The sequence below is a fragment of the Eubacterium sp. An11 genome (assembly GCF_002161065.1).
Lineage (GTDB): Bacteria > Bacillota > Clostridia > Lachnospirales > Lachnospiraceae > Anaerobutyricum > Anaerobutyricum faecale.
This window is the reverse complement of the sequence record NZ_NFLV01000026.1, coordinates 1-26576: the sequence shown is the minus strand read 5'-3', so window position 1 is coordinate 26576 and position 26576 is coordinate 1. Positions and strand designations below refer to the sequence as shown.

Below are 26576 nucleotides of genomic sequence, written 5' to 3'. Positions count from 1 at the left end.
GGTGTTTTTCTATGCACTCCATTTCTCTTTATATTTCTTTATTCGTTTGTTTTCAGGAATAGGGTATTCTATCGCTATATCCGATGTCAATGCTTCCTGACGTACTTCTAATGGGGTCTTACAGTGATATCTATCTTGCAAACGCTTTTCGCTGTAAAAGCGCAGATAATCTTTGATTGCATATCTTAATGAATCCTCATTGTTTATTTCGTACATCTGATACATTTCGGATTTTATAATCCCCCAAAACCCTTCCGTTGGTCCATTGTCGATACAGTGTCCAACTCTGGACATAGATTGTTTCATTTCCTGTTTTTCAAGTTTCTTCCTGAACGCCTTACTGGTATACTGAAATCCCCGGTCTGAATGAAAAATCGGTCTGGCATCTGGATTTGCGGTGATGGCTTTATCAAATGTTTTAAACACAAGCCTGTTGTCGTTTCTTGCACTGATAACATATGCTACAGGATATCTGTCATATAAATCTATAATGGTACTTAAATACAGCTTCTTTTTCTCGCCAGGGACTTTAAATTCTGTTACATCTGCAGCCCATTTCTGATTAGGTACAGAAGCAAAGAAATCTCTTTGAAGTATATTTTCTGCTGTTTCATCTGGTTTGGCATAAATATATTTTTTCTTCTTTTGACGGATCACGGAATGGAACCCCAGCTTTTTCATTATTCTGTGAACTCTGTTTTTACTGTACTGTGTATGATTGAAATGGTTGATCCAAGATGTCATCCGCCGGTATCCTAAGATATGACAAAAACGTTCATCGTACTCCTTGATGAGTTCTGCGAGTCTGATATTTTCCAGTTCCTCATCAGGCACTTCGCGATGAAGCCATTTATAATAAGCAGATCTTGATATTTCAAGCTGCCTGCACATCCATCCTATGCTCCAGTTTTTCTCTGTATAAATATACTGGACGGCTAGATATTTTGATTCGTGGCGTACTTTCCCAAGTCTCACATCCTTTCGAATTCTTTCACTTTTTTTAATAATTCAACGATCATATCTTTCTCTTCCAATTGACGTTTCAATCGTAAATTTTCCCGCCTTAAGCGTTCTAATTCATCGACTTCATCATCTGTTTTATGATGGCCTCTCCGATCCATTAGTCCATCTGTTCCATTAGTGTCATATTTTTTTACCCAGGAATAAACCTGACTGTAAGAAACATCAAATTTTTCAGCGGTGTTTTTATAGTTATAATCATGGTTAATACAGTAATCAACAATCTCTTTCCGTTCTTCCAAAGTTGTTTTTCTCCGTGCTTGTGCCATATAGACCTCCTGTTTCGGATTATAATCCTTAAGTTCCTTATTGGCATTATACATCCTAACCCAGCTTCTTAAAAGACCAGAAGAGATATCATATTTTATTCCTAAATCAATGGACGATCCTTCTCCTCTTATGTATTCCTCAACCACTTTTATTTTAAATTCTTTCGAATAAGAGCGATTTCTCATTTTCCTCGAAAAACCTATAATTCCATGTTTCCTATAAATCAAAGCCCAATCTTGAATAGTCCTTGAAGATATGCATAATTCTTCACATATCTGTGCCCTGGATTTATTTCCTTTAAGATAATCAATAACAACCTGTTCTTTTTCCTCCGGCGTGAACTTCGTTTTTCTTGACATGTAAAATACCTCCAAAATAACAGATTTTTATATTTAATCTGTCTACTTTAGAGGTATCATATCATTGACCGGTTAGGGTGGCTTCGCTATTCTTTTTAAATGGTCAACCCCTTGTGGGCGGTTGTTCCTTTTTGTATCTATAATATAACACAGCTATTATTTTTATTCAATGGAAAAAATCATCTTTTACAATATTCTCACATCTGTTATACTGGAAAATACAGTTCAGACTGTAAGTTTTATTCTGAGGGGAAGAAAATTATGAGTTTGGGATTTCGCCTGTTTTCGGTAGGCTATACATTTTCTTTTACTGCTTTTGCGCTGTTTGTGCTGGCCGTGGGTATTCTGGGAAGGAAAATCCGGTGGGGGTATCTGGCGGTGTTCTGGGGCTGTTCTTTTGTGGTGCAGGGACTTGTGCTGGGAGTGCAGCTGATTTTATATGTCATGGGCATTAATCCGGAGATCATTTCTTATTCTATCTATGATCTGGTTTGTTATACTGTCACCGCTGTCATACTGGGAGGGCTGCTGTGCAGGACGTACCGTCTGCCCTTTCTTCACACGCTGACGGCGTCGGTTCTCAGTACATTTATTATTCTGACAGCCGGTTCAGTGATCACCGATGCGGTACAGACGTACAGCCCGCTCTTTGACCGACAGCATTTTCTTGTTTTTATACATTTTTATGTTCCGTACACGGTTTTGTTCGGGCTGGCGTGCCTGGCGGCGCTGATACTGCGCAAGTCAGAGTTTTACCGTTATTTTTCGGCGATGTTTCGCAGCCGGGCGAGGGCGGTTCTGACGTTGTTGGTGAGCTACGCCCTCATGTGTACGCTTCCGGTGATCGGTCTGATTTCACCCGATGCGGCGCCGGATGCGGGTTACGCCATGTTTTTCTTTGCGCTGATCGTGGCAGGGCTGTTTCTGATACAATTTACCGCCATGTATGTGGCGGGACAGGACAGGATCAAAGCGCAGGAAGAGACCATTTTGCAGCAGCAGGCTCACATGGCTCTGCTGGAAGAACTGCAGCAGGAGATCCGGGCGTTTCGTCACGATGTCACCAATCTGTTTTCCGGGCTGACCCTTCAGGCACAGGAAGGGGACCTGGCGGGAATCCAGGAGTTTATGAAGAAGACCAGCAGTTATTTTGACGAGAAGCTGGGCAGTGAGATTGCGCAGATGGACGGCCTCAACAACGTTGGTTTGTATCCGCTGCGAAGTCTTCTGACCACGAAGCTGGCAAAGATGCGGCAGGAAAATGTACGGGCGGTGCTGGAGGTACTCCATCCCGTGCATGAGGAGCAGAGTATGGATGTGAATGATCTGCTGCGGTGCGTGGGGATTCTGCTGGATAACGCTGTGGAAGCGGCCGCTGGTCAGGATGGTCTGGTGCGGATTGTGCTGCTTCAGGAAGAGAAGGAGCTGTATCTTGCTATCGCCAATAATTATGACGCGGCGCCAAATCTGTCGGCACTGACCCGAAAAGGATATACCACGAAGGGCAAGGGCCACGGCACCGGCCTTTCCAGTTACCGTAAGATTGTAAGCCGATATAAAGGGTGTGCCACGCGGACGTATCTGAAAGACGATATGTTTGTGCAGGAGCTGCATATTCCGGCCGTGTAGCAGGGAGGCTTTGTCTGCGGCGAACGGAAGGGAAAAGTCAGAAGGAAAAGACGATGATTGAGCAGCCGGCAAAATGTAAAGGCTGCTTTGGAGAAATGTAAGGAGAAAACAATGATACCTGTATACATTTGTGATGATGAAGAGCCGGTTCGGGAGAAGCTTACGCATATTGTGTCGCAGCAGATCATGATTCTTGATAATGATATGGGGCCGGTTCATGCGGTGGAGGATCCGGAGATTCTTCTGGAGAGGCAGAAGGAAAACGCTGTGCCTGCCATTTATTTCTTGGATATTGATTTCCCGGGCAGAATCAGCGGTCTGGAGCTGGCGCAGAAACTGCGGCAGTATGACCCGCGGGGATTTATCGTGTTCATCACTGCTCACGGAGACCTGGCCTTTGAGACCTTTCGCCTGCGTCTGGAGGCTTTGGACTATATTGTAAAAGGCGATACAGAGGCCATGACACTGCGGGTGCAGAAATGTCTCGAAAGCATCCGGGAGAGGATGGAAGCCCAGCGGCCCGGGCAGGGAAATTACTGTACCATAAAGATTCTCGACACAGTGCGGCATATTCCTGTGGACAGTATCCTTTATTTTGAAGCTGTGGGCCGACGGCATATTCTCCAGTTACATCTGGACGAAGAACTGCTGGAATTTAACAGCAGTCTTGACCATTTCGCTGAAGAGCTGGGAGAGAAATTCTGGCGCTGCCACCGAAGCTTTCTGGTCAACCGCTCCCGCATCCGGGCGGTGCATCTGAAAGAGCAGCTGGTGGAACTTGACAACGGCGAGACCTGCCTGCTGTCCCGAAAGGCGAAAAGTGCATATCAGAAAAAGAATTGAGCGAGCTGCCTGCGAAAGTTATTTTCGCGGCGGCTTTTTTTGCGGCCGGAAAAAATGGTCGCCGGGACAGTCGTTGGCGAAGAGGAAAAGCCGTTGGCGAGGCGCGGCAGCCATTGGCGAAGCGAAAAAAACCGTTGGCGAAAGAATCGGTCATAGCCTCCTTTGTTCTGTTATACTCGGGTCAACAAAACAAAGGGGGACATAAAAAGATGGCAACGGAAAAGAAAATCAATACTATTTTAAAAGAAGCAGGATATAACCCAATGGAGGGACGTGCGATTATCGTGACCTACGCCCCGGCTAACCTCAGTGAGAAAATCACCCGCTTTTTCTCCAATGAATTTTTTGTTCTGCAGATGTGTGAGGATTCGCTGGTTCTGGTGCCGTTTAGCAAAATGACACTGTCGCTGAAAAAGGAAGTGGCGCTGGAGATTCCTTATGAGTCCATTCACAAAGTAGAAGTTCGGGAAGATATGCTGAATTACCGCATTGAGCTGGATACTGATGATGGGCTGATCGCCCTGTCGGCGCAGCAGAAAGAACTGAGCGAGTTCCGTTCCTCTGGAACCCTGGCCGCCGGTATAAGTGGTTTAAACACCAGCGCGACAGCTGCCGGATTCCTTAAAGTAGAGAACTGGCACCGGGCTAATCTGGACATTGTGCTGGAAGAGCTGAAAAAGTTATAAAGCGAAAGGAAAGGGATGGCTTATGGCAATCGGAAGGATTGTGATAACTGATAAACAGATGAAGAATTTACAGGAAACAGGATATTTAGAGGAAAACGGATGGCAGGCCCGAACATATACCATGAACAGCAGGCAGACCTATCTGCAGGGAATCCTGTTTGCCCTTCCTTTTTTGTTTCTGGCCGGGGGCATGTACCGCACTTTTCTGCTGGAACGGGCGGTACTGCTGGATCACACCGGTATCGTTCTTCTGGCGGCGGCAGCGGTAAGCCTGCCGGTTCACGAGGCTCTTCATGGCCTTGGGTGGAAGTTGGGCGGGCGGCTTGGCAGAGGACAGGTATCCCTGATATTCCGCCATGGAATGCCCATGTGTACATGCAGAGCGGTGCTGCCGGTACGGGCGTACCTGACAGGAACTCTGCTTCCCTTCATTGTGCTGGGCGGCGGAAGTTTTATCTATCTGGTTGCCTGTCCGGGCACGGTATCGCTGCTGACCGCATTGGTGAATCTGACATTACCAGGCGCGGATCTTGCCATCGCGTATAAGGTTCTTAGAAGCGGAGCGGACATGGTGGCAGACAGCCCGAAGGAAGCTGGATTTGTGGCGTTGTTTCGGGGAGCGGAGCAATGACAATGGAGAATGTAAATGTTACCGCAGCGGGAAACATTATTAAAAAGATAATCTGAGAGGAGTAATAGCCATGATGGATAAAAGAACGGATAAAAATATGGAAGCTATTAACATGCAGAAAAGTGAAAAAATATTTCAGATGATAACATTGATTGTCCTGTCGCTTTTCTGGATCGGGTACGGACGGGCGCTTTATATCGGAAATCAAAATAACATTTCTAGCTACTCACTGCTGATTCTTACATTCTCTCTTCTGAATTGCAAGATGTTGTTTGCGGGAGAAAAAATGCACAACAGGGTGCTGGATATCCTGGCGAAGCTTAATAGCTTCCTGTTTCTGGCCTGGGCGGTGGTGACGATTCTTTCGTTGATAGTGAAATAATACGAAAAATGAAAAACAATATAGAAAAATAAAGCGCAGTACAGAAAAATGAAAATCAGAACAAAAAAGTAAAAAAGGATTGACTCCTACGCTGCGTCATAGTTTATGCTATGATCACACGGAAGGAGGCAAGAAAAATGATGACAATAAAAGAGGCCAGCCGGCTGGCTGGAGTGAGTATACGCACCCTGCAATATTACGATAAGATTGGATTGCTGCATCCGACGGGATATACAGAATCTGGTTATCGGCTGTATGACGATGCGGCCCTTGAGACATTGCAGCAGATTTTATTGTTCCGGGAATTGGAATTTCCTTTAAAAGAGATTAAAGAGATCATTTCCAGGCCTGATTTTGATAAAAATAAGGCTTTGGAACAGCAGATTACGCTGTTGACCATGAAAAAAGAGCGTCTGGAAAAACTGATCGCCTTTGCCCGTGGAATAAAATTTACAGGAGTGAGTACAATGGATTTTTCAGTATTTGACACGAAACAGATTGACGAATATGCCAGACAGGCCAGGGAAATGTGGGGAGGAACGCCTGAATACAAGGAATTTGAGGCAAAAGCAGAGAAACGGACCAAAGATTCTGAACAGGAAATCACGCAGAATTTTATGCAGCTCTTTGCGGAGTTTGGCGAGATGAAAGGGCATAGTCCGGAGGAACAGGAGGTTCAGGAGCAGGTAAAGAAACTGAAGGAATACATTTCGGAATATTTTTATCAATGCTCCGATGAGATCCTTTCCAGCCTCGGAGAAATGTACGCAGGCGACGGCGAATTTAAGGCAAACATAGATAAGGCTGGCGGGGAAGGTACCGCGCAGTTTGCTGCGGAGGCGATCAAGGTGTACTGCGGGAAATAATAAAATTAAAAGTTTTCTCTACATTGACATATTCTCTTTCTTCCTGTATTATTTGAAAATATAACAGCAGCATTCCGGTGTGGTTGTCATACAAGCTCTTATCCGCGTATATATTTTGCGGCAGGAATTTGTTGAAGCCGGGGTAGTTTGGAAAGATTTACTGGGAAAAGGAGAACCCGCCATGGGTATTTATTATACAGATCAGATTAAAGAGAAACTTAACTCTGTACAATTCCATCCGATGAAACATTGTACAGAGTATGGCGTATAGAGAGCGCGGCAGGATTTCATCGGAAAACTAAGGGGAGTAGTGTGCCCGTGTACTTCCTTGAGAGCGCATAATAGAGTGCGCTGTTTTCCGAAGAAGTGATTTTGTGGTTGTAGAATCCTGGAATGAATTTTTAAGGCTGTGGACAATGTTTTGTCTGCGGCCTTTTGTTGTATAGAGGGGTATGTTTTTTAGTGTATCGTATCCCATGGGATGATTCCAGGAGGGTAGAAATGCTGCTCTGAGGAATAGATGTATGGAGACAGAAGGCTGATACATTTTGTGTATTTGGCTTTCTGTCTTTTTTTCATGGAAAACTGTGTTTCTATGAAAGGAAAAATGTTTTGCGGGACGCGAGCTCGCGCGAAGCAGGAATATTGTTTATAAAAATAATCTGGAAAGGATTTGAGAAAAATGAGTTTATTGGAAATAAAGGGACTTACCCATTCTTTTGGAGAAAATGTATTGTATAGAAATACGGCGCTGACCTTAAATAAAGGGGAGCATGTGGGGGTCGTAGGGCCAAATGGCACGGGGAAAAGTACTCTTATAAAAATATGTACCGGACAGATTTTGCCGGATGAAGGTCGGGTGTGGTGGCAGCCGGATATCACCATTGGTTATCTGGATCAATATGCGGAGATTAAGGGGACGCTTACTGTGAAAGAGTTTTTGCGGTCGGCTTTTGAAAACTTGTATCAGACAGAAGAGAAAATGATGAAATACTATGAGAAGGCTTCGGAATCCTCTAATGACAGCGAAAAATGGATGCGGCTGGCGGCGGAATGTCAGCAGCGATTGGAGACCAAAGATTTTTACGGGATAGATACTGCCATGGAACGGGTAGCGGAAGGGCTGGGTCTGAAGGCCATCGGAATGGAACGTCCGATAGCAAAGATGAGCGGAGGTCAGAGGGCGAAGGTTATTCTGGCGAAGTTACTGCTTCAGAAGCCGGATGTACTGTTGTTGGATGAGCCGACTAATTTTCTTGATAAAGAACATGTCACCTGGTTGGCAGACTATCTTTCGGAGCTGGAAAATGCATTTTTGGTGGTGTCCCATGATTATGAGTTTTTGGAGAGAATCTCTGACTGTATCTGCGATATTGATAATGGGACGATCATGAAATATCATGGAACCTATTCGGAATTTTTTAAAAAGAAAACACTGTTGAGAGAAGAGTATATTCGCCAGTATGCGGCACAGCAGAAGAAAATCAGGGAGACCGAAGAATTCATCAGAAAAAACATTGCCGGAAGAAAGTCAAAGATGGCCAGGGGACGAAGAAAGCAGTTAGAACGAATGGATAAAATGGAAGCGCCAGAGCAGGCAGAACTTCAGGCTTCTTTTCGTTTTCCGGCGCTGCCGTTGACAGATACGGATCATCTCATAGTGAAACATCTGGCTGTGGGATACCAGTATCCGCTCTTGGCCGGGCTGAACTTTTCTGTGCGTGGCGGACAGAAGATCGTCATTACCGGTTTTAACGGTATCGGAAAATCTACACTGTTAAAAACGCTGGTGGGAGAACTTTTATCCATGCAGGGGGAAGTTATGTTTTCATCTCAGGCTGTCATCGGATATTTTGCACAGGATCTTCTGTGGACAGACAGAGAACAAACACCGGTGAAAATTATATCGGATACTTATCCACGGCTATCATCCAAAGAGGTACGCCGAAGTCTGGCACGGTGCGGAATCTCTAAAAAACACGCGCTGCAGTCTGTCGGAACTCTGAGCGGAGGAGAGCAGGCGAAAGTAAAATTGTGCCTTCTTACCCTGCGGCCTTGTAATTTTCTCATTTTGGATGAACCAACCAATCATCTGGATGAACAGGCTAAAAATGCATTGAAAGAGGCGTTAGCAGACTTCCCGGGCACAGTACTTCTGGTTTCTCATGAGGAGAGTTTTTACAGGGGATGGGCACAAAGAGTGATTAATATCGGAGAAAAATAGACGGACGGGACGCCATTATGTTCTTGTCGTCCCGTCTGCCATGTGCTCTATCTCTGTTATCAATGTCTGCGGCATACTGCGCGGTCCCCGGACCGCATAGATGCCGTGCTCTTTTAATTTATCCCGGCCTATGGCGCCGTGTGGGTAGGTTTCCAGAAGCTTAAGTTTCATGGCCCGCTTCATTCGTATGTTTTTGTTCTCCGACTGCCGGGGAATGTCCACCTCCAGAGCGCGGCATTTAAACAGCAGAGAAGACACCGGAGCGGTGAGATAGATGTAAACGATATCGCCCATAAAAATGTTATTGCTCTGCTTCCAGAAAAAGGGCTCGTCCGGATTTTCGGCGAGGGCTGTTTCAATGTCATAATATTTTGGATTGGCGGGGATGATCCAGTTGGTATTATGGACGGCGGAAGTCTTTGTTCTGGTCTTTCTGGCAGTCAGCTCAAAGCTCATGTCAAGAAATGTAAATATCTGTTCCACGTCCACGGTGCCGTCCAGCAAAATGGATATCCAGTTTTCTTTATTCATATGGTAGGCCGGCAGAATGCCCGGCTGCATTCGCAGGGAGCCGGAGAGTACCGGATCGCATTTTACATTTAAAATGTCCACATCCGGAGATGTCGGCAGATCTGCGTTGTCAGTGTCGATCCCCAGTCGCTTCCGGGGTACCTCCATGATGACACCGTACCATTTGCGGTTGTCTGTATGGCGCAGGACGGCATAGCCGGGACTTTTAGCCCAGGGATATTCCGGTTTTGTATGATATTCTCTGGCGGCAAAGGCAAGAACTTCCTCCCGGAGGGAGGAAGCTGCCGGGATAAATGCATCGTTAAATGTATCGCTGTGCATGGCGTTTCTCTCTTGAATTTTTATTGTTTTGATGTAACGGTTACATTTTGATATTTTTATTGTACTCTCTTTTGATCGGGAGTTGTACTGTTTTTTATAGGAGAGAAACTTTGTTTTGTTTATTCTTTTCAAATTTGAGGTCAAAGAGAAATCTTGATGGTCTTATTTGCCGAGAATCTGCGCCATGTCCGCTTCCGGTGTGGTCGTTGGATGGATATTGTAATTTTCCACGAGGAAATTCAGCACATTCGGAGACAGAAAAGCCGGTAAGGTAGGTCCAAGGTAAATGTTTTTCAGTCCCAAGTGCAGGAGGGTCAGCAGGATACAGACGGCCTTTTGTTCATACCAGGAGAGTACCAGCGTCAGCGGGAGATCATTGATACCGCATCCGAAAGCCTCAGCCAGGGCGGCGGCCACCTTGATGGCACTGTAAGCGTCGTTGCACTGTCCCATATCCATGATCCGTGGCAGTCCGCCGATGGTACCCAGGTCAAGATCGTTGAAGCGATATTTGCCGCAGGCCAGGGTGAGAACGGCTGTGTCCGAAGGAGTCTGTCTGACAAAATCTGTGTAGTAGCTGCGGCCTTTTCTCATGCCGTCGCATCCGCCCACCAGGAAAATGTGACGAAGGGCGCCGTCTTTTACGGCGTCAATCACCTTATCGGCCACAGATAACACGGCATTATGGCCGAAACCGGTGGTGACGACGCTGCCGCCGTTGATGCCGGTAAATGTCGTGTCTTCCGCGTAACCGCCCAGTTCCAGCGCTTTCTCAATGACAGGCGTGAAATCTTTATCTTCTCCGATATGGGTGACGCCTGGATAGGAGACGACTTCGGTTGTAAATACACGGTCGGCGTAGCTGGCCTTTGGCGGCATCAGGCAGTTGGTGGTAAATAGAACCGGAGCCGGGATATTGGCAAATTCTTTCTGCTGATTATGCCAGGCGGTGCCGAAGTTTCCTTTTAAATGTGGGTAAGCTTTCAGTTTCGGATAAGCGTGGGCGGGAAGCATTTCGCCGTGGGTGTAGACATGGATGCCCTTTCCTTCTGTCTGTTTTAAAAGAAGTTCCAGGTCCTTTAAATCGTGGCCGGTGATGACGATGAACGGTCCTTTTTCCACTGTGAGCGGCACGGTGGTCGGTACAGGATCGCCATAGGTTTCGGTATTAGCCTGGTCGAGAAGAGCCATACATTTCAGATTGACTTCTCCGACTTTCAGGACCAGAGGAAGGAGTTGTTCCATGGTATGATTCTCGCCCACTGCGGCCAGTCCCTCATAGAAAAATGCGTTGACTACCTCGTCGGTATATCCGAGAACCATCGCATGATACGCGTATGCGGCCATACCGCGAAGCCCGAACAGAATGAGAGATTTCAAAGAGCGGATATCTTCATCGGCATTCCAGAGATTCTGCATATCATAATCGGAGACTTCCTCGTTGCTATCAGAAATGTCCGCAGCGAAGGAGGAAGATGTATTGCCGGAAATCGCATTGCCGGATTCTCCTGCGGTGCTGTTGTCATTCCTTTGTGCCAGCAGAAGCTGTTTCGCCCGGTGGACATTTTCTATCTGCTGCCGCAGTGTCTCCTCATTAAAGTTTACATTGGTAATGGTGGTAAAGAGACCTTCCAGCATAACCCGGTGAGTATCGGAAGAAGGTACGGCGCGGCCTGCCGCGCGGGCCAGTCCGATCAGTGCGCCGGTAAGCTCATCCTGCAGATTGGCTGCGGCAGCATTTTTGCCGCACACGCCGGCGCCTCCGGTACAGCCGGTGCACCCGGCGGTCTGTTCACATTGAAAACAAAACATTTGATTTGACATAATATATTTCTCCTGTCGTATTGTTAGTATGAAAGGGTTTTCTTGTGTTTCGATTCAGATTATAGTATGAGGGATAAAAAGATTCGGTTGTTATAACAACAGAAATATAAGTTTTCGATACATTTCTTGCCATACTTTTTCAAATGAATTATTATAATCTGGCAGGAAACAATATGCTGCTGTTTATGAACAAAATATGGGATATGGCTTACGAACAAAATATGAAATATAGCTTATGGATGAAAAGTGACATATAGATGGAGGAAATAATGTATCGCATTTTTATGATAGAAGATGACAAGGGAATTCTGGATGCAGTGAAAGACCGCTGCACAAAATGGGAACTGGAAGTGTTCGGTGTGGAAAATTACCGCAATATCCTCACGGAATTTGTGGAGTGTCAGCCGCATTTGGTTATCATGGACATCGGTCTGCCGGCTTTTGACGGATACCACTGGTGCCGTGAGATTCGCAGAATATCCAACGTGCCCATCCTTTTTCTCTCTTCAGCGTCTGATAATATGAATCAGATTATGGCCATGAACATGGGAGGGGATGACTTTATCGCAAAACCTTTTGATTACGATGTACTGATCGCCAAAATCCAGGCGCTGCTGCGCCGGGCCTATGACTTTGCCGGGCATATGCCGGTACTGGAATGTCGCGGTGCCTTCCTCAATCTGGAAAATAATACGCTGCAATACGGTGACGCGGTCATTGAACTGACCAAAAATGAACACCGGATTCTGTCTCTTCTCATGGAAAACAAAGGAGCCATTGTCAGCCGGGAACGGCTCATGGACGCTCTGTGGGAGTCAGACTGCTATGTGGATGACAATACGCTGTCCGTCAATGTGAACCGGCTTCGGAAGAAGCTGGAGGCCAGTGGACTGGAGAATTTTATCGGAACAAAGTTTGGAGTAGGGTATTATATTCAGGAAGAAAAGGACGATGGGAAATAGAGGGAAAAAGTAAAGAGGAACCCGTCCTGAGTTCCTCTTGCTTTAAATTAGTAATAGTATCTTCTTCACTCCGAAAGAAGATTTCTTTGTATTTATATAATATCATTTTTATGGTAAGTGTCAATATTATTTAAAGGGAGGACCTAAAATGCGATTCACAGCACAATACCTCTGGGATCATAAATATATCATTCTGCTGGAAATCCTGTCTGCCGGCATTTTTGCCGGCGTTTTTTATCTGTATCATCTGCCGCTTCCTGCAGTGCTGTATCCGGCGGCGCTTTGCGGGCTGCTGGGCTTGTTGTTTGCCGGCACAGGCGTCTGGAAAGCGTACCGGCAGCACAGGCGTCTGGAAGAAATGCAGTATATTAGTGAGGAAAGTCTGCGGGAACTTTGCATGGAGAACCGGGGCTTAAAGGATAAGGATTATCAGCGTATCATTGTAAACCTCTGCCGGGAAAGGCAGCGGATGCAGGATGAGGCAGCGCAGGCCAGAAATGACGCTTTTCAGTATTTTACTTTGTGGGTGCATCAGATTAAAACGCCGATTGCATCCATGCGTCTGCAGCTTGGTGCAGAAGATTCTGCGCTGGCCAGACAGCTCCGATCGGAGCTGCTGCATATTGAACAATATGTGGGGATGGTGCTCACCTACCTGAAAATGGGTTCGGAGAGTACGGATTATGTTTTTCGTGAGGTCAGTCTGGATAAAATTATCCGGGAGAATATCCGTAAGTTCCGGGGAGATTTTATCATAAAGAAGCTGCGGCTTGATTACGAGCCTGTGAATGACAGAGTCCTTTCCGATGAGAAGTGGCTTTCCTTTGTGGTGGAACAGATTCTGTCCAATGCCCTTAAATATACAAAGAAGGGTTCTGTCCGAATTTATATGGAAAGTCTGGAAACGCTGTGTATTGCCGATACGGGCATCGGCATTGCGCCGGAGGATATTCCGCGTATTTTTGAGAAAGGATTTACCGGCGGCAACGGCCGCGGGGATAAGCGGGCCAGCGGTATCGGACTTTATCTCTGCCGGGAAATCTGCCGGCGGCTGGGGCATCGGATTACCATAAGCTCTGTGGTGGACGAGGGGACGACGGTGCGGATTGATTTGAATAAAGACAGGTGTGGCGGAGATTGACGGCAATAAAGTGTGATTTCGAAGCGCCAATGCACGTAGTCTGTCGTCGTAAAGTCCGGTGGATGTGCAATTTCAAATCTTACAAAAATGTTAGAAGTGCAGGGGAAAATGTAAGCCGATTCCATGGAATGCATTTTCCCTTTTTTGGTATGATGCTGTCAGAAGGAGGTATCATTTATGAGTATTCTGGAAGTAAAAGCATTGAAAAAAGTGTATACCACACGGTTTGGATCCAATCAGGTGACTGCCCTTAAAAATGTGAATTTTTCCGTGGAACAGGGAGAGTTTGTGGCGATCATGGGCGAATCCGGCTCCGGAAAGACGACACTTCTGAACATTCTGGCGGCCCTTGATAAACCTACCAGTGGTTCGGTTTTGTTAAACGGCAAGGATATCACGCAGATTTCCGAGAGCAGGCTGGCGCAGTTTCGGCGGGACAATCTGGGATTTGTGTTCCAGGATTTTAATCTGCTGGACACCTTCAATCTGGAGGATAACATCTATCTTCCTCTGGTGCTGGCAAATGTACCGTACAAGCAGATGATCAGGCGTTTAAATCCTATCGCAAAAATGCTGGGCATCAAGGATCTGCTGAAAAAGTATCCTTATGAGGTGTCCGGTGGACAGAAGCAGCGGGCGGCGGTGGCGCGGGCGCTGATCACTGAACCGAAACTGATACTGGCCGATGAGCCTACCGGCGCCCTGGATTCCCGCTCTTCGGATGAACTTCTGCGGTTGTTTTCAGCAGTAAATCATTCGGGGCAGACGATTCTGATGGTGACTCATTCCACGGCAGCTGCCAGCAAAGCCAATCGGGTGCTGTTCATCAAAGACGGAGAAGTATTCCATCAGATTTACCGGGGTGAGGACAGTGATGAGCAGCTGTATCAAAAAATTTCCGACACCCTTACCATTCTCATGACCGGAGGTGAGGTGCGATGAAAAAAGGACAGGAAGAAAGCCGCAGGGATTTAAAAAAATCTGAAAAAAGCCGGGACAAAGACCAGCGGCCGGGCAGAAGCATTTATTTCCGGCTGGCCTGGACGGGAATCCGGAAAAACAGGCAGTTATATTATCCGTACTTTGTGGCCGGCATGGCCATGGTCATGGTGTTTTACATTTTCCGTTTCCTCGGTGCTTCCGAAGTGGTGGGCAGTCTGCCAGGCAGGGAGGTTCTGCCGGTGCTGTTTGATGTGGGCGGCTGGGGAATCGGCGTATTTTCTGTTCCGTTTTTATTTTATACCAGCGCGGGACTCATCAAGAGCAGGAAAAAGGAGCTGGGACTTTATAATATACTCGGTATGAACAAGGGAAATCTGTTTCACATTTTGTTCTGGGAGACGGTGATTTCCTACGTGATTGTCCTGGCCGGCGGCCTGTTCCTGGGCGTGGCCTTCTCCAAAGTGGCGGAGCTCGGTCTGGTCAATATCATGGATAAACAGGTCAATTACCGCATTTATATCGATGGAAAATCTGCGCTGACAGCAGCGGTGCTTTTTGTGGTCATTTATTTTCTTATCCTGATCAATTCCCTTTATCAGATTAAGAAAAATAATCCTATCGAGCTTCTTCGCGGTGGTTCCATGGGAGAACAGCCGCCGCAAAGCCGGAAGATTCCGGTGATTATCAGTTTTTTGTTTCTGGCGGCAGCCTATGGCATTGCCATAAAGATGAGAAATCCCATCGGGGCAGGCGAGGTGGCGGCGGCGGGCGTACTCCTCATCGCCGGAACATTTTTACTGTTCATCTGCGCTTCGATTTTTCTGTGCCGGATCTTGCAGAATAATAAGAAGTATTATTATAAGACATCACATTTTGTTACGGTATCGACGATGTCCTTCCGTATGAAACGGAACGGTGCCAGCCTGGCGGCCATTTGTATTCTGGTGACGCTGATTCTTGCTATTTTATCTTTTGCGGTGGCTTTTTACAGCGGTTCCATCGGCACGGTCAACGATCATTATCCATATGATGCCGGCGTTTCCGTGGAGATTCCGGCAGAAAATGTACCGGAGGAAATGACAGCAGGATCGTATACGAAGGAGCTTCGCGCGGATCTGGAAAATGCAGCAGAACGCTATAAAAACAAGAAAGGAACAGAAATTTCGGAGGACTATTCAGCTAATTTCATGGCGGTGATGGAAAATGGCTGTCTGGATCTGCGCCTGGATATGAGGGATACCTGGTACACGCCGGGATATTTTACCGGCTGGGAGCAGGGCAGTCAGAAAATTGTCTATATCCATGTGCTGTCTCTGGATGATTATAACCGCCTGTGCGGTACTTCTTATACGCTGGCGCAGAATGAAACTCTTCTGGCGTCAAAAGATGTCAAATATGATTCTGATCACATGTGGTTATATGATGGAAAAGAAGTGAAGATAAAAGAGCAGACCCGCAAGATTCCGATAATGGCAGGCGTGCGGCTGGACGGTATTGCGCTGGATGTTTATGATTGCGATGAAATATACCTGGCTGTTCCGGATCTGTATTCCTTCATGGGAGGAAAAGAGGGCGCCGCTCGGTATGAAGAAGCAAATTATATGGCGTACCACTGGGAGTACGGTGTCAATATTGACGGCACAGATCAGGAAAAACAGGACATTTACGAGAAAATAAACACTGCGGTTGAGAAACTGCCGGGACAATCGGATGATTCCTCAGATACCGTCTGCTACCTGAAAGCGGAGCGGGGGGAACGGTTCTATGGCCTGGCGGGTGGTCTCCTGTTTCTGGCGATTATCATGAATGTATTATTTATATTTGTGACGGCGTTGATCATGTATTATAAGCAGATATCGGAAGGTTATGAAGATCAGGCACGTTTTACCATCATGCAGAAAATAGGTATGACCAAGACAGAAATCAAAAAGAGCATCCGTTCCCAGATGCTCACAGTATTTTCGCTGCCCCTGCTGGTGGCCGGTGTGCATTTTGTATTCACATCGAATATCATCTATATTCTTCTGAATTATTCGGTCATTGACAACCGGCCGCTCTTAAACAGAGTGATGCTTGTATGTTACCTTGTATTTGCAGTTATTTATTCCGCCGTGTACGCCCTGACTTCACGGACTTACTACAAAATTGTAAACCGTACGTCCGCATCATAAACTGCAGGGCTATTTTGTAAATAACAGGATGCATTTTTATGGATTGCAGGACGGCAGCGTAAACGGCGGGAGTATTTGATGAATAATAGTGGGAGATGTGCCTGTGGATCACTCACTGATAATTCTGCCATCCGTAGAAATGACCGCCACCTGCCACGGAATAAACTTACCGCTGTCTTTCAGTGCCTGTACGGCAGCGCGCTCCAGACCGCCGCAGCATGGCACTTCCATGCGGACGATGGTGACACTTTTGATATTATTTTCCCGGATGATGGCGGTAAGTTTTTCTGTATAATCCCCCTCATCCAGTTTCGGGCAGCCTACCAGCGTGATCCGGTTTCGGATGAAACGATTGTGGAAATCCCCGTAGGCGTAAGCGGTACAGTCGGCGGCGATAAGCAGATTGGCTCCATCAAAATACGGAGCATTTACCGGCACAAGTTTGATCTGCACCGGCCACTGAGACAACTGGCTGGTCGCTGCCGGCCTTTCTGCGCAGAGTCCGCCCGCTCCCTCAAATGCACCAGCCTGGCTGCCAGCCTCGCTGGCCTCCATTGGAGAGCGGTGCAGACGTTTTGCCTGACTGCCCGGGCATCCGCAAGGAAGCGGTGCTTCAGTCGCAGCGGCGGCTTTTCGGGCGGCAGCTTCCTGTGCCGCCTTTACGGCTTCCGCATCATAGGCAGCCGCCTCCCGCTCTACAAAATGAATGGCATCCATGGGACAGGCCGGCAGGCAGTCTCCCAGACCATCACAGTAATCATCCCGGAGAAGCTTCGCTTTTCCGTCCACCATGCCGATGGCGCCTTCATGACAGGCAGTGGCACAAGCCCCGCAGCCATTACATTTCTCTTCATCAATCTGAATAATTCTTCGTATCATTTCGTTGGCCTCCTCGTAAAGTCATATCTTTAGTGATTATAGTGATTTCATGTTATAAATGGAAGGGAAAATAACAGTCCCTGTTTGTAGTTGTTCCTGACAACCGCAGTATACTATATAGATGGGGAATAGTCTGTTGTTTTTGCAACGGATAAATGGGGATTTGTAAAGATGGTAACAGCTATCTGCTCAGACAGACAATGGCGTAAGGGCACATACGGATTCGCCCGTCTCGGCCCTCAGTCGGACTGACCAGGGATATCCTTGTGAGATATCTTTCCCAGTCCTCCTTCACAGCTCGCGGTCGAAAGCCGTACGTGTCCAAAACGCCATTTGCCTGTTGAAAATCCTCTGTTCCACCTTTACAAAAATCCTGTGCTACATTGACAAATCAGCAGGTTATGGTTATACAGAGAAATCAGCGGATACCAAAATTTACGGTCATGTCCGTCTGGCATGAATGCACCTGCCGAGCAGGCCGCACAGGTAGCTCTTGTATCGGTTTGAATCAGGTATTTTTGTTATCATCGATGGACCACAGCCAAAAACTGCCACAATCTGTTGTTTCGCCAGGGTAGCCAGGATTCTTTGTAAATCTCTATACACGCAGACTGCAAAGAGATTTACAAATCCCAATTTAATGATAGTAATTCTAAAAGAAATTTGCTATACTGAACAACAATAATCTGTTATGTCTGTCAGAGTAAAAATGTTTATGAAAAGGAACGTTGTACGCTTTTCTCGCTTTGTCAGGTGCATGACCGAATTGTTTCTTAAAAGTGTGTAGCTGAAAGGAAAAACGATGGAACAATATATTTCAATGTTGGCGAAGACAAAATTGTTTGCTGGTATCACGGAGGAAGAAATTGCAGCTATGATGGACTGCCTCTCCTCATTTATAAGGAGTTATGAGAAAGGAGACTGCATTTTTCAGAGAGGCAGCCGGATTACCAGCGTGGCGATGCTGCTGGAGGGCGCTGTCCATATTCAAAAAGAAGATTACTGGGGCAATCTGAGTATTTTGAGCGAAATCGTGGAAGGTGAAATTTTTGGGGAAGTATATGCCTGTCTTGACGGTGAAGAAATGCAGAACAACGCGGTGGCGGTACGCCCAAGCACCGTGCTTTTTCTGGACATTAACCGGGTGCTGACCACCTGTCCTTCGGCCTGCGATTTTCACAGCCGTCTGATACAGAACCTGATTTCCATAATGGCGCAGAAGAATCTGATGCTTACCAGAAAGATTACACATATGTCCCAGCGGACCACCAGGGAGAAATTGCTGTCCTATTTGTCGGAGCGGTCCATGAAAGCTGGAAGCCCGGTTTTTGATGTTCCTTTCAACCGGCAGCAGATGGCCGATTATCTCTCGGTGGACAGAAGCGCCATGTCCGGGGAGCTGTGCCGGATGCGGGACGAAGGAATCTTAAAATTCAGCAGGAATCATTTTGAGCTTCTGTAAGGAAGACCCAGATACATTGTCTCAACAGGAGAGGTATAGTAATATATAAATATATTGGGGAGGAAAGACAATGAGCGAAGAAGTATTGTATTTTTTTGATAAGCATCCCGATGCTTTGCCGCTTTATGAGACATTTGAGGATAAGGTGAGAACTATTGTCAGTGACGTCCGTATTAAAGTGCAGAAAACGCAGATATCTTTTTATAATAAGCATATGTTTGCCTGCGTTTCCTTTGCCAGAGTACGGAAAAAGAAAGACTGTCCGGAGAATTTTATAGTTGTAACTCTCAGTCTCAACCATAAGCTGGAATCGCCCAGGGTGGATATTGCCACGGAGCCATATCCGAATCGATGGACGCACCATCTGCTCATATCTGACATGTCAGAAATAGATGAGGAACTGATGGAATGGGTGGAAGAAGCGGCGGAATTTGCAGCGAGGAAATGAAGAGTCGGGGTGAAGAGACATGGATATCATCAATAAAAATATAGATGCCGGAAAAGCCTTTGACTGGGGAAGAACTTCATCGGATTATGCCGGAACTTGCCCGTATGCTAAAAGACAACGGAAGACTGCTTCTGTTGTATATGGCATGGCTCCCATACGAGGACGTCATAGCAGAATCCAGTGAGAAACTGGTTTTAAAATACAATCCAGATTGGAGCGGTGCGGGAGAGACCATCCATGCTATTGACATACCAGACTGTTACAATAAAAAATTTCAACTGATTTATCATGACGAATATCCGATAAAGGTACATTTTACCCGTGAGAGTTGGCACGGGCGCATGAAAGCCTGCCGGGGCATTGGTGCGTCTCTCACAGATAAAGAAATAGCCATGTGGGAGAAGGAACATAAGAGGCTGCTGGCAGAAATAGCTCCGGAAGAATTTGATGTGCTGCACTATGGGGCAATGGCAGAGTTGAAAAAGATATGAGAAAGATATTGTGGAGATACCATAAAATCACGGAATGAATATATGACGATACATTCCAATAAAGCTCTTGAAGTGAATAAATAGGTGTGGTATATTGATAAAAGAAGGAAACCGAAATAGCGGCTTACCCTTCTAAGTAAAAGTGACTGTTAGTTATAGACAGCCATCATTAGTGCGAGTAATGGCGGCTGTCTCACTTATCCTTGAAGATCTTGTAGCAAAGACCAATCAGGGTAACAATCAGTATACAAAACTGAATCAAATCAGAATATGTAACCATTGTCATCACCCTCCTTTCTTTTGTCTGGAGGGTGTTTTTCTGCCCTCCGAAAGATGGAGGGTAAGCCGTCGGCAAATGTAGCAAAAGGAATATCGCTTATGAAATTAGATATCATTGGGTCTGTTGCCAGTGGAAAAACTACTTTAGCCAGGAAACTGTCAGCACAATATCGGGTACCATTTTATGAAAAAGATAATATTGTCTGGGAGCGGACGCCGGACGGAGATAAAAGGAGAAATCCGGAAGACAGGGACCAAATGTTCCGGCAGATATTGGCGCAGGAGCATTGGATTGTGGAAGGCTCACCCCGGGATATTTTACAGGAAAGCTTTGCCTGTTGTGATTACATTATTTTGTTGGATATCAATACATTTACCAGATTGTTTCGTGTATTTCGCAGATGGTTAAGACAGAGAACTGGAAGAGAAAGTTATAATTCCAGGCCGACGCTTCGATTTCTGTATGCAAACCTTCTGTGGGTGGCAGAATTTAATCAAAAACGCACACAAATCATATCATCCCTCTCTGTCTACGGTGACAAATTTAAAAGATTTAATGATGAAAAGGCCGTGTTAGATTTTGTTGCGGGAAAGTACGGATGAAGTGGAAGAAAATCCTTTAGTAAGGAACTGCAGGAAACCATTAAAGAGATACTTGCAAGATGAGGGGAACTATTTCAGTGAATAATATGGCGAAGGGCATATAAGAGATATGGCTCCCGTTGGTTATAAAACGAGAGCCAAAACTATCCGATCATTGTAACAAAATGCCTTTGCAGTGTAAATGATAATGTAAATTAAATAATATAGCAGATATGCTTAGTCTATACTTAAATATCAACAGTCATTTAATTCCTGAATTTTTTTGTTGCGAAGAGACAAAATACTCATGGCAAAGCCACAGACTCCCGTACACATAAACATAACAGCCATACCGCTGCCAGCACCGCTTCCCACAAGGATTTCTAAATATGATACAATACCTGTATCAGAGCGCATAAAAGGCTCAAATACATAATCGGCCAAGTATCCGCCCAAAAGGATGCCAAAAGGAATGGTACAGTATTGGATCGCATTCCTTACGGCAAACACTCTTCCCTGGATTTCTTCAGGGATCTTTTTGTAAAGAATTATGTTCTGTTCTGCCATAATAAACGGAATTGGCAAGCTTGCGGCAAAAGCGGCAAAAGACCAGAAAAATACATTTCTTCCAATTGCCATTGTCAAATCACCGAGCAAAAAGGATAGTGCGGCAGAAATATAAATAACATTCGCTTTTTTCTTGCTTTCTTTTTTTACAAAAACAAGCAGGCCGCCAATGATGCCGCCAACGCCCATGCAGGCATTTACAATCCCTAATACAACATTATTTCCTGGACTTCTTGATAAGATCATAGGAGATAATATATTTTCATAGGTCAGCCGGGAAAAAAAGTTTATCACTGCCATGGTAAGCATGATATATAAAATCCCCGTTTCATTTTTCAAAAATTGAAATCCGGTCATTATTCCTGCGAATGGAGATGTGAACTTCTCCCTTATGATCTGTTCTGGTATATGGATCAAAAATAGAAGAACACTAAAGGCTGCAATAAAACTCAGCAAATCAAACAGCAAGATCAGCGGCAGACCACCTGCAGAGAAAAGCACAGCTGCCAGCATCGGACTAAATACAACGACCAAATTGTTGGAAAAAGAGTTCATTCCGCTTACATTAGTCAGTTTATCCTTTGGTACAATTTTGGTTATTGCCACAGAAGATGCCGGCTGTTGAAATGCCGTAGTTGTTCCCACGACAGTATTAAAAATATAAATGTGCCCTTCCGAAAGGGTCTCTGCCATTGAAAACACCAGGATAAGCACTGAAGCCAGTGCTGCAATGCTATCTGCAGCAAGCATGACAGCTTTTTTACGGTGACTGTCAACAAACACACCGACAAATATACTTATTAAAATATATGGCACATACTCACAAAATGACATAATTGAAACAGAAAGAACTGAACCTGTTTGCTCGTATGTCCATAAAATGAGAGAAAATGCAGTCAAGGAACTTCCCAGCTGCGAAATGCTTTGAGTTACCCATAAAACTATGTATCTTTTAAAATTTTCCATTGAATTTTCTCCAATCTGATTCTTGATTTTTCAGAATAGAATTGTACAAAATCCAATGTTAGGCGAAAATTAACTCTGTACAAATGTCGCCTTATTAGATTTTGTACAGAGTCGATTGCTTAAATCGATTAGTCTATGACATAAACATAGCATTTTAACACCTCCCTCATGCTGTGTTTTCTACTATACAACTATTTCCCTGCCGACTCAATCATCTTTTTTGCCAACTGCCGGAACAGGCCGGAAGTTTTTCCGCCCATCGGCGCCCACTGTCCAGTCTGTCCGAATGTTCCGAAGCAGCTGTCACTATTCCGTGCAAAATTTCCTTCTTTCCTTTGCAGCATTTTTCTCTCAAAAGAATTATAATAAATATATCTACCGGAAAATGTAGTGTACAGTATTAAAATATAGTATACCATATTAAAATACAGCAAGAAAATTTCCAGAAAGCAGATAAAAACAGGCAGTAAACAGACAGGATATACACAGGGAGGAATCAGGATGAATTTAGGGAAAAATTTGTTTCAGGCCAGGAAAAAGAAGGGATTGTCTCAGGAAGCAGTGGCTGAAAAGCTGGGAGTCAGCCGTCAGACCATCTTCAAGTGGGAGACGGACGAGACGCTGCCGGATATCCGGCAGGCAAAGAAGCTGGCGGTGCTGTACGGTTTGACTTTGGACGAGCTGATCGAGTTTGACGCTGATGTGCAGGAGATACAGGAAGTGATCAACAAAACCACGGAAGAGACCGTCAATAAAGTGGACTGGACGAAGATGTGGGCGGAGAAATATCCGATTCTCGCCCGGTATCAGGATGAAGTGGATGTGGCAGGCTATGAGGAGCAATTGCAGAAGATACTCTTTGATATGGAAAAGGAATATGGATATAACGCACTTGACGCATTTCTGGTGCTGAAGGATATTTTGGGGCAGTTGTGGAATAAGCAGGCGGATGAGTAAAACGAAAGCGGGGCACAAGCGGCGTAAAAGAAGGACGCCGCTTGTGCCCCGGATTGTTCATATGATGTTAAAACCGAAACAGATTCAATCCGATCTCCTCGTCAAAATACCGGTCCACTTTGCCGTCGATGATCTGGATGACCATCTCGCAGGTGGCGCTGACGGTGGCCTCGTTCAGATGACCGCCAAATACGTGGCCTTTATCGTCGCCGGCGCTCATGTGCAGATGGCAGTAGAATTCATCGTTCATGGTGTTGATGGTTCCGGTCAGGGACACAATCTCGAAGGCACCGTCAAAGGTGTTAGAGTAGTATTTTTTCTCGTCGGTCTTGAAGACGCCGGCGGTGAAATGATTGACGGCTCCGAGGGCCTGTACGCTGGCCAGTTTGATGTTCTCCTGAAGAGCGATGGCTTTTACCTGTTCTAAGATTTTTTCTCCCTTATCGATACGTGCGATGATTGTATTGTCAAATCTCCTGTATTCCATATTTTCTCCTTTGGCAGCGGACACAGATGAAGCGGGCTGCTTTTGAATATTCATATTTTTATGATTTTTTAGGATGTAACCATCATAGAACCGGAGACTTTATTTGTCAAATTATTTTTTAAACAGTTATGTGTGCATGATTTCTGTAAAATAATTCATAGTACTTTTTCCAGAAGTCTTTTCAACTGTTTCTCCATCTGTTCCCCCGGCAGGGTGCAGCCGTGCTGCCTCAATCCGATGGAAGGTTTTGTCTTACCGTGGAAATCGCTGCCGCAGGTGACAAATAATCCGTGCTGTCTGGCGGCGGTCAGGGTCTCGTTGATCTGGGCCTGGGAGTGATAACTGCTGTAAGCTTCGATACCGTCAATTCCCAGATTGATGATGTCTCCCAGAAGATCCCATCTGCCTTTCAGATTGATGTGCGGATGCGCCAGTACCGCCAGACCGCCGTTTTCGTGGATGATTTCAATGATCTGTTCCATGGCCGGATAATACATTTCTGCGTAGCAGGGTTTCCCCTGGGAATAATAGTCCCAGTAAAAATTCACATATGGATTATCACTGCGGGCGCCGCCTGCCCGGTAAGGCTGCAGCAAGGGGTGATCCGCATACTGAGGCTGGGACAGAAGGAATTCCGCAAACATTTCCCCGGTCCAGGTTTCCGGCCAGTAGCTGTCCGCAGCTATTTTTTCCATATCGTTTTCTGTCACATCAAAGCAAAGTTCCCGGGTCTTTTTCAGCATATAAAAAGAAGTGGTCTGCCCCTGCCGGCGGACACTTTTTTCGATTTCATCAAAAATACGGGCCTGCCATCGGATGCCGTAGCCCAGCATATGAAAGTTGGTATTCTCGTAGGTGCAGTCAATTTCGATGCCGGGAAGATAAGCGATGCCGGCTGTCCGGGCAGCTTTCAGCGCTTCATCGGTGGCGTGGACCGTGTTGTGGTCGGTGATGGACATGATAGTGATGTCCTGGTCGGCGCATTTTTTCACCAGTTCCGAAGGGGAGAATTCCCCATCATTGCTGTAGTAACTGTGCATATGTAAATCAATCATGATGACCTCCTGTGGATAACCTGATAAAAATGCCGGGAAGATAAGAGAATGTTCCTTTTTGTCTCCGGCGGTATCGTGAAAACTTATGATAAGAATATCGTCATATAAAGATTGAAACAAGGCGATTCCGGACATATAATATAACAAAATCGACCAGAGTGTATTTAAGTATTTTTGACGGATATCAGGAAATATCTGTCAGAAGAAGCATCATGACTGGCAGAAATATGATAAAGGGTGCCGTCGTGATGACGGAATGTGATAAGGAGTGGAAAAATGGGACTGGATAAATGTTCTGTAAATATTAATCCCAGCCGAAAAGAATTGAAACCCCATGGGAGCTTTGAATTTCCCTGTGCCGGATATTGGGACTGGTACGGGGAGCAGACAAGACGGGAGTTTCCCTGGCACTGGCATGAGGAGATGGAGATCATATATATCAGGAGAGGAGCGCTGCTTCTGCTGCTTCCGGGCAGGAGCTGCCGACTGAAAAAGGGCGATTGTTTTGTGGTCAACGCCAATGTCCTTCATTATATTTCCGCCGATCCGGAATGTGAGCTGCAGTCTCTGGTGTTTCATCCGAAGCTGGTGGCAGGAGAGACAGATTCTGTTTTTGCTGTCAAATATATTTCCCCGCTCATTGACAGTCCGGATTTTGCCGGATGCTCTATACCGGTGGAGAGCTGTCCGGAGGAAGTCCGGTGTTTCCACAAAGCTTTCATGGCGCTGGCCAATGAGACGCCGGGGTTTGAATTTGTTGTCCGGGAAAATGTATCAAAGATCTGTCTGTTTCTCTATGAAAAATTAATGGAGGAGAAACCGGAGCGGAAAGCCGGCGGACGAAGAGGTATGAATCAGGACAGCCTGCGGGTTCAGGAAATGCTTGATTATATTCATCATCATTATCAGGAAAATATCAGCCTCCATAATATTGCCGGAGCGGCGGCTCTGGGCGAAAGGGAGTGTCTGCGCTGCTTCAAGAGAACTTTGCAGACTTCTCCGATGCAGTATCTGCTCAAATACAAAGTCATGCAGGGAGCGGAGCTGCTGTTAAATGAGCCTTCCAAAAGTGTCTCAGAGGCAGCGGTATCCTGTGGTTTTGACAGCCCCAGCCATTTTTCCAAGATGTTTAAACGGTTTTACGGCTGTACGCCCCGGGAGTACCGGAAGGATAAGCTGACGTACCAACGATAGGAAAGGGAGAATCATGACGAAAATTATAATTGTGGAAGATGATGGGATGATCCGGCAGGAACTGCAGAGATTTCTCTCCGGAGAGGGCTACGAGGTATTTTGTGTGGAGGAGTTCGGCAGTGCGCAGGCCATGGCGGAGTGCATCTGTCAGGCAGCGCCGCAGCTGGTACTGCTGGATGTGAATCTGCCGGGAGTGGACGGCCTGCGCATCTGTGCAGCAACTGAGCGATTCCTCCAAATACCGTTTCCGTTACGATATTTTGTCCAAAATGGGGCTGTGCCGTCAGGAATGAACTGCTCCCCGTCAAGTAGACAATGAAAAAAATATAAATTTTTCCTGCCAGTAGATTAAAACTACTGGCAGATTTTATGCTGCCTGCAAATAAATTTCATGTTTTTCCATAGGA

Annotated in this window: 26 protein-coding genes; 18 read left to right on the top strand and 8 right to left on the bottom strand. The window is 45.9% G+C overall.

All coding sequences use genetic code 11. The features are described from left to right. Positions 1–9: 9 nt before the first annotated feature. Positions 10–975, bottom strand: a complete 966-nt coding sequence (locus B5E53_RS14905) for an IS3 family transposase (protein WP_087316448.1) — start codon at positions 973–975, stop codon at positions 10–12. Next, on the bottom strand, positions 972–1649 hold the full coding sequence (locus B5E53_RS14900; RefSeq protein WP_087316446.1) for a helix-turn-helix domain-containing protein: 678 nt from the start codon (positions 1647–1649) through the stop codon (positions 972–974). Before B5E53_RS14900 ends, B5E53_RS14905 begins: the two co-directional genes overlap by 4 nt. A gap of 261 nt (positions 1650–1910) precedes the next feature. Here B5E53_RS14900 and B5E53_RS14895 point away from each other — a divergent pair, with 261 nt between their 5' ends. From B5E53_RS14895 to B5E53_RS14860, 7 genes are all read left to right on the top strand, one after another. Then, positions 1911–3278, top strand: coding sequence for a GHKL domain-containing protein (locus B5E53_RS14895; protein ID WP_087316444.1), 1368 nt, complete (start codon positions 1911–1913; stop codon positions 3276–3278). Between the two features lie 111 nt (positions 3279–3389). Further along, entirely contained in the window at positions 3390–4121 is a 732-nt protein-coding gene (locus B5E53_RS14890; protein WP_087316442.1) for a LytTR family DNA-binding domain-containing protein, read from the top strand. 209 nt (positions 4122–4330) lie between these two features. Then, the gene (locus B5E53_RS14885) at positions 4331–4807 is read left to right on the top strand and encodes a hypothetical protein (protein ID WP_087316499.1); all 477 of its coding nucleotides are present in this window, start codon (positions 4331–4333) and stop codon (positions 4805–4807) included. A gap of 40 nt (positions 4808–4847) precedes the next feature. Further along, positions 4848–5438: a DUF3267 domain-containing protein gene (locus B5E53_RS14880; protein WP_162611932.1), complete on the top strand. Its 591-nt coding sequence runs from the start codon at positions 4848–4850 to the stop codon at positions 5436–5438. A gap of 70 nt (positions 5439–5508) precedes the next feature. Beyond that, a complete protein-coding gene (locus B5E53_RS14875) occupies positions 5509–5820 on the top strand; it encodes a hypothetical protein (protein WP_087316438.1) in 312 nt (103 codons plus the stop codon). 137 nt (positions 5821–5957) lie between these two features. After that, on the top strand, positions 5958–6686 hold the full coding sequence (locus B5E53_RS14870) for a MerR family transcriptional regulator (RefSeq protein ID WP_087316436.1): 729 nt from the start codon (positions 5958–5960) through the stop codon (positions 6684–6686). Between the two features lie 682 nt (positions 6687–7368). Beyond that, positions 7369–8910, top strand: a complete 1542-nt coding sequence (locus B5E53_RS14860; protein WP_087316431.1) for an ABC-F family ATP-binding cassette domain-containing protein — start codon at positions 7369–7371, stop codon at positions 8908–8910. 15 nt (positions 8911–8925) lie between these two features. Here the strand turns inward: B5E53_RS14860 and B5E53_RS14855 are convergent, their stop codons facing one another. Beyond that, positions 8926–9762, bottom strand: a complete 837-nt coding sequence (locus B5E53_RS14855) for an MmcQ/YjbR family DNA-binding protein (protein ID WP_087316429.1) — start codon at positions 9760–9762, stop codon at positions 8926–8928. Positions 9763–9924: 162 nt separating this feature from the next. Further along, positions 9925–11586: a hydroxylamine reductase gene (gene hcp / locus B5E53_RS14850; RefSeq protein WP_191531588.1), complete on the bottom strand. Its 1662-nt coding sequence runs from the start codon at positions 11584–11586 to the stop codon at positions 9925–9927. A 269-nt stretch (positions 11587–11855) separates the two neighbouring features. On the opposite strand from hcp, the gene B5E53_RS14845 reads away from it, so the two are divergent. The 4 genes from B5E53_RS14845 to B5E53_RS14830 all read left to right on the top strand — a co-directional run bounded on the left by B5E53_RS14845 (position 11856) and on the right by B5E53_RS14830 (position 16802). Then, positions 11856–12548 carry a response regulator transcription factor gene (locus B5E53_RS14845; RefSeq protein WP_087316427.1) on the top strand — a complete coding sequence of 231 codons (693 nt, stop codon included), beginning with the start codon at positions 11856–11858 and terminating at the stop codon, positions 12546–12548. Positions 12549–12696: 148 nt separating this feature from the next. After that, the gene (locus tag B5E53_RS14840; RefSeq protein WP_087316425.1) at positions 12697–13689 is read left to right on the top strand and encodes a sensor histidine kinase; all 993 of its coding nucleotides are present in this window, start codon (positions 12697–12699) and stop codon (positions 13687–13689) included. 177 nt (positions 13690–13866) lie between these two features. Next, on the top strand, positions 13867–14631 hold the full coding sequence (locus B5E53_RS14835; protein WP_087316423.1) for an ABC transporter ATP-binding protein: 765 nt from the start codon (positions 13867–13869) through the stop codon (positions 14629–14631). After that, positions 14628–16802, top strand: a complete 2175-nt coding sequence (locus B5E53_RS14830; protein ID WP_087316421.1) for an ABC transporter permease — start codon at positions 14628–14630, stop codon at positions 16800–16802. The genes B5E53_RS14835 and B5E53_RS14830 overlap by 4 nt, the downstream gene beginning before the upstream one ends. Positions 16803–16910: 108 nt before the next feature. Here the strand turns inward: B5E53_RS14830 and B5E53_RS14825 are convergent, their stop codons facing one another. Further along, a complete protein-coding gene (locus B5E53_RS14825; RefSeq protein ID WP_087316419.1) occupies positions 16911–17681 on the bottom strand; it encodes a 4Fe-4S binding protein in 771 nt (256 codons plus the stop codon). An 820-nt stretch (positions 17682–18501) separates the two neighbouring features. Here B5E53_RS14825 and B5E53_RS14820 point away from each other — a divergent pair. The 4 genes from B5E53_RS14820 to B5E53_RS14805 all read left to right on the top strand — a co-directional run bounded on the left by B5E53_RS14820 (position 18502) and on the right by B5E53_RS14805 (position 20964). Then, positions 18502–19143 carry a Crp/Fnr family transcriptional regulator gene (locus B5E53_RS14820; RefSeq protein WP_242963761.1) on the top strand — a complete coding sequence of 214 codons (642 nt, stop codon included), beginning with the start codon at positions 18502–18504 and terminating at the stop codon, positions 19141–19143. A gap of 70 nt (positions 19144–19213) precedes the next feature. After that, positions 19214–19591, top strand: coding sequence for a DUF5655 domain-containing protein (locus tag B5E53_RS14815; protein WP_087316415.1), 378 nt, complete (start codon positions 19214–19216; stop codon positions 19589–19591). Positions 19592–19635: 44 nt separating this feature from the next. After that, entirely contained in the window at positions 19636–20082 is a 447-nt protein-coding gene (locus tag B5E53_RS14810) for an SAM-dependent methyltransferase (protein WP_204245531.1), read from the top strand. Between the two features lie 378 nt (positions 20083–20460). Then, a complete protein-coding gene (locus B5E53_RS14805; protein WP_087316413.1) occupies positions 20461–20964 on the top strand; it encodes a DNA topology modulation protein FlaR in 504 nt (167 codons plus the stop codon). A 234-nt stretch (positions 20965–21198) separates the two neighbouring features. Here the strand turns inward: B5E53_RS14805 and B5E53_RS14800 are convergent, their stop codons facing one another. Next, positions 21199–22476: an MFS transporter gene (locus B5E53_RS14800; protein WP_087316411.1), complete on the bottom strand. Its 1278-nt coding sequence runs from the start codon at positions 22474–22476 to the stop codon at positions 21199–21201. A 501-nt stretch (positions 22477–22977) separates the two neighbouring features. On the opposite strand from B5E53_RS14800, the gene B5E53_RS14790 reads away from it, so the two are divergent. Then, positions 22978–23433: a helix-turn-helix transcriptional regulator gene (locus B5E53_RS14790; protein ID WP_087316407.1), complete on the top strand. Its 456-nt coding sequence runs from the start codon at positions 22978–22980 to the stop codon at positions 23431–23433. A gap of 67 nt (positions 23434–23500) precedes the next feature. Here B5E53_RS14790 and B5E53_RS14785 read toward each other — a convergent pair whose 3' ends face one another. Next, the gene (locus B5E53_RS14785) at positions 23501–23920 is read right to left on the bottom strand and encodes a PPC domain-containing DNA-binding protein (protein ID WP_087316405.1); all 420 of its coding nucleotides are present in this window, start codon (positions 23918–23920) and stop codon (positions 23501–23503) included. A 155-nt stretch (positions 23921–24075) separates the two neighbouring features. Continuing rightward, positions 24076–24975, bottom strand: a complete 900-nt coding sequence (locus B5E53_RS14780; protein WP_087316404.1) for a PHP domain-containing protein — start codon at positions 24973–24975, stop codon at positions 24076–24078. A gap of 276 nt (positions 24976–25251) precedes the next feature. Between B5E53_RS14780 and B5E53_RS14775 the strand changes: the two genes are divergently transcribed. Then, on the top strand, positions 25252–26169 hold the full coding sequence (locus tag B5E53_RS14775) for an AraC family transcriptional regulator (protein ID WP_087316402.1): 918 nt from the start codon (positions 25252–25254) through the stop codon (positions 26167–26169). Positions 26170–26182: 13 nt separating this feature from the next. Then, positions 26183–26488, top strand: a complete 306-nt coding sequence (locus tag B5E53_RS14770) for a response regulator (RefSeq protein ID WP_087316400.1) — start codon at positions 26183–26185, stop codon at positions 26486–26488. Positions 26489–26576 lie beyond the last annotated feature (88 nt).